The sequence below is a fragment of the Janthinobacterium sp. KBS0711 genome (genome assembly GCF_000988085.1).
Taxonomy (GTDB): domain Bacteria; phylum Pseudomonadota; class Gammaproteobacteria; order Burkholderiales; family Burkholderiaceae_D; genus Janthinobacterium; species Janthinobacterium lividum_E.
Genome location: NZ_LBCO01000033.1, coordinates 722,659 through 726,457, shown reverse-complemented (window position 1 = coordinate 726,457; position 3,799 = coordinate 722,659). Strand labels below are relative to the sequence as shown.

Sequence of the window (3,799 nt, the reverse complement as noted above, 5' to 3'; positions counted from 1 at the left end):
CCGCCGGCCTCGTCGCCGGAAGGGAAGCCCCAGCCGCCCACTTCATGGCGGCTGCCGTCCGCGTGCAGCACTTCGCCCACGCTGCCCGTGCCGATGGCAACGATGGCGCCCGGCTGGCCCGCGTGCGCGCCCAGCAGGGTGGTCAGGGCATCCGATTCGAGTGCCACGAAGGCATAGCCGGGATTGTGTTCGACGAAGCTGACAGCCCACTGTTTGTTGTGCACGCCGGCCAGGCCCAGGCCGATGGCCATGCGCTGCAAGGATGGCTGTTCCAGGCCGGCCGCGCGGAAAGCCACGGTGACGGCCTGCGCCACGGAGGTCCAGGCCCGTTCGATGCCCAGTCCCAGGCCGGAAGGGCCGCTTTGTCCCTGCGCCAGTTCCTGGCCGTCGAGGCGCGCCAGGCGTACGCGGGTACCGCTTCCCCCGCCGTCGACGCCGATTATGTATTCGATCATGTTATGCAGTCCCGCGTTTGGTTGAGTGCGCCTGTCTCGGTTCTTTTATTTGTCGGGCGGCGAAAAAGCTGAAGGCACTATATTGTCGCCCAGATGGCTTGTCAACAGGTATTTAAGTGGTATTAATAAATGCGTTGCACGGCGTCCCGCCATGCCCGAAGGAGTGATTGCAAGTCATTGTTAATGAAGGATTTTTTATGGGTGCCGAATGGTATTGAAATTGGCCTTGTTTAATGCCAATTTTTTCCAACTGGTCTGTTGTTGGGCGTGCGCTATTGCTTGTATGCATGCTTGGCAAGGGACGCCATGAAGAGTAAAGTCCGCCTTTTACACCTGAGTTGGAAGAGCATGATGAACGACAAGGCAGCAAAGAGCGAGTACTGGGACGACTGGCAGCAAGAGGCGCTGGCCGCCGGTGTGTCGGCGCCGCTGGCCGCGCTGGGCATGGAAATGATGCGCACGCACCGCAAGAACCGCTGGCCGAAGGATTTCCTGGGCCGCGAAAGCGATGGCCCGGTCATGATCGAAATGTGCCTGGAAGATGAGGCGGAAACGGAATTGTTCTTTATCGAGAACCTGTATCCCTACGATGCGGCGCTGATCGAAAAGACGCGCCGCCGTCTGTGCCTGCACTGATCGTGCGCTGACGTGTGACTGGAACGGCCGCCTTGCGCGGCCGTTTTCACGTCAGGTGCTGAATTTTTCGCTGCTGGTGGTGGTGCTGGTGCGCATGCGCAGGCTCAGCAGCATGACAGCGACCAGCAGCAGCGAATGCGTGCCCGGTTCATGCGAACCAGGAGCGCGCCGGTTGGCGTCCTGCGACTGGAAACTGGCCAGCCGCGTGGCTGGGGTGGCCGGCGCCGCCTGGTAGGTTGCCGCCTGCATCGGCTGTGTATCCGCCGCATAAGTGTTGCCAACGGCCCAGAGCGACAGGGCCGCGCCCAGCAAGATCATTCTTCTCATCATATTGTCTATTTCCGCCGAGGGCTGCAAGTCGATTACACATGGTCAGCCGTATGCCGGCCATGTCCTGTCCCCAGTTTGTATGCTTGTTTCCGTGCTGCTTCTGCCGCACCGAAATGATATCTATTTATAAATTCCGTGTATTAAAACATAATAAAATAAAAATGCAAACGTCTTTTTGTAAATAAGCGCATGCGCTGCCCGTGCTTGCCGGGTAGGTCTATTGCATGGGGGAAATGACGTGGCATTTTCATGGGGGAGTGTCATAATGGCCCAGGCATTTCCGCCCATGCATGGAGTAGATGATGAGCAAGGCACAGGACAGCAAGAAAGAAGCCAAGAAGGAACCGGCCAAGACCATGAAGGAAAAGAAGGAAGCCAAGAAGGTCAAGAAAGAAGAGCACAAGCGCTGATCATGCGCGTGCGCCGTTCATCGATGCGCCCGTGGCGTGCGCCGGCCTTGCTGGCGGCGTTCGCCCTGCTGGCCTGCGGCGTGCCCGTGTCCGGCGTGCAGGCGCAGCAAAAACCGCCGCCGTCCACGTTCGGGCAAGTGGTGGGCAATGCCGTGCTGTGCATCGACCAGATCGACAACAAGGCTTTTTATGCGTATCTGCTGACGGCCTTCGGCCCCGCCTACAAGCATGAAGGGGGCGCGTACTGGTTCCGCACGGACGCCACCTTGTGGGGCGCGCCGATTACCGACGTGATTGTCAGCGACGATACCAGCCCCCTCGTCTTCATGGGCGTGGTGGCGGACTCGACACCGGAAAAGCTGGAGCCGGCCATACGCGGCGTCTCGGGCCTGCGTTTCAATAAACTCGACAATTCCGCCTTTCCTGTCCGTGGTTCCGTGCCTGGCAGTAAAATCGTCTACTTCCGCAGCAAGGCGAAAGTCTATTGCGCCAAATACAAGCCGTTGCCGCCCGCCCGCACCCGATGAGGGTATCGGCTTGCCGCCGCGCATTTTGATCGTTTCATCCGCAGGGTCTCCATGTACACGCATTATTTCCAGCTCAAGCAATCGCCGTTTTCGATCGCCCCCGATCCGCGCTACCTGTTCATGAGCGAACGCCACCGCGAAGCGCTGGCGCACCTGCTGTATGGCGTGGGCAGCGGCGGCGGCTTCGTGCTGCTGACGGGAGAAATTGGCGCCGGCAAGACCACCGTGTGCCGTTGCTTCATGGAACAGATTCCGGAAAATTGCCAGCTGGCCTACATCTTCAATCCGAAATTGTCCGTCGAGGAATTGCTGCTGTCGATCTGCGAGGAATTCCGCATCGCTCTGGCGCCCGGCGTGGCCAGCGTGAAAGGCTATGTCGACGCCATCAATGCACACCTGCTGGCCAGCCATGCACAGGGCAAGAACAATGTGCTGATCATCGACGAAGCGCAAAACCTGTCCGCCGCCGTGCTGGAACAGTTGCGCTTGCTGACGAACCTGGAAACGAGCGAGCGCAAGTTGCTGCAGATCATCCTCATCGGCCAGCCGGAATTGCGCGCCATGCTGGCCCGGCCGGAACTCGAGCAGCTGGCGCAGCGCGTGATCGCCCGCTATCACCTGGGGTCGCTGACTGCGGACGAGACGGCCAGCTATATCCGCCACCGCCTGGCCGTGGCGGGCAGCACGGCGCAGACGCCGTTCGCGCCTCGCCTGATGGCGCAAATCCATGGCTTGAGCAAGGGAGTGCCGCGTCGCATCAACCTGCTGTGCGACCGCGCGCTGCTGGGCGCCTACGTGGAAAACCAACCGCAAGTGACGCGCCAGATACTGCGCCGCGCCGCCGAAGAAGTGTTTGCGGAAGAGGGCGGCAGGGCGGCTGTGTCCGGCTTGCGCTGGCCGCACGTTGCCGGCGGCGTGCTGGCCGGCGCCGTGGTCACGGCCGCGCTGGCCTGGCATTTCATGCCGCGCCCGTCCGCTGTGCCCGCTGTACCTGCCGTGGCCGCCTCCGTACCGGCAGCCTCCGCCGTGGCGGCTGCCGCTGCATCCGCATCCACGCCCGTACCCGCCAAGGTGCCGGACCGCAACGCCGTGCTGCGCCAGCTGGCCAGCCTGTGGGGCGAGCAGTTGCCGGCCGGCGACGCTTGCCAGGCGGGCGCCCGCGCCGGCCTGCGCTGCCTGCACAGCAGGGGCGGCATCGCCGAGCTGCGCGTGCTGGACCGTCCCGCCATGCTGGCTTTGCGCGATGCGGATGGTACGGAACAGCTGGCGCTGCTGACGCGCGTGCAGGACGAGAGCGCTACCTTGATGCTCGATGGAAAACAGCAAAGCCTGCCGCTGGCCCAGCTGGCGCAACGCAGCGATGGCAGTTTCACGACCTTCTGGCGCGCTCCGCGCAGCTGGCGCGACGAGGTGCCGCTGGGCGCCCGCGGCGCCGACGTTG

5 protein-coding genes are annotated in these 3,799 nt (G+C 62.3%); 3 read left to right on the top strand and 2 right to left on the bottom strand.

Features of this window, described 5'->3' with window-relative positions:
* Positions 1-455, bottom strand: a 455-nt coding sequence (locus VM94_RS29215; protein ID WP_046685670.1) for a BadF/BadG/BcrA/BcrD ATPase family protein, incomplete at its 3' end; no start/stop codon positions are given.
* A gap of 348 nt (positions 456-803) precedes the next feature.
* Here VM94_RS29215 and VM94_RS21890 point away from each other — a divergent pair.
* Positions 804-1,091, top strand: a complete 288-nt coding sequence (locus VM94_RS21890) for a hypothetical protein (RefSeq protein ID WP_034759823.1) — start codon at positions 804-806, stop codon at positions 1,089-1,091.
* A gap of 51 nt (positions 1,092-1,142) precedes the next feature.
* Here the strand turns inward: VM94_RS21890 and VM94_RS21885 are convergent, their stop codons facing one another.
* Entirely contained in the window at positions 1,143-1,421 is a 279-nt protein-coding gene (locus VM94_RS21885; RefSeq protein ID WP_138828904.1) for a hypothetical protein, read from the bottom strand.
* A 412-nt stretch (positions 1,422-1,833) separates the two neighbouring features.
* Between VM94_RS21885 and VM94_RS21880 the strand changes: the two genes are divergently transcribed.
* Positions 1,834-2,358 carry a hypothetical protein gene (locus VM94_RS21880; RefSeq protein ID WP_046685308.1) on the top strand — a complete coding sequence of 175 codons (525 nt, stop codon included), beginning with the start codon at positions 1,834-1,836 and terminating at the stop codon, positions 2,356-2,358.
* 51 nt (positions 2,359-2,409) lie between these two features.
* A partial coding sequence (locus VM94_RS21875) for an ExeA family protein (protein ID WP_046685668.1) occupies positions 2,410-3,799 on the top strand: 1,390 nt, incomplete at its 3' end.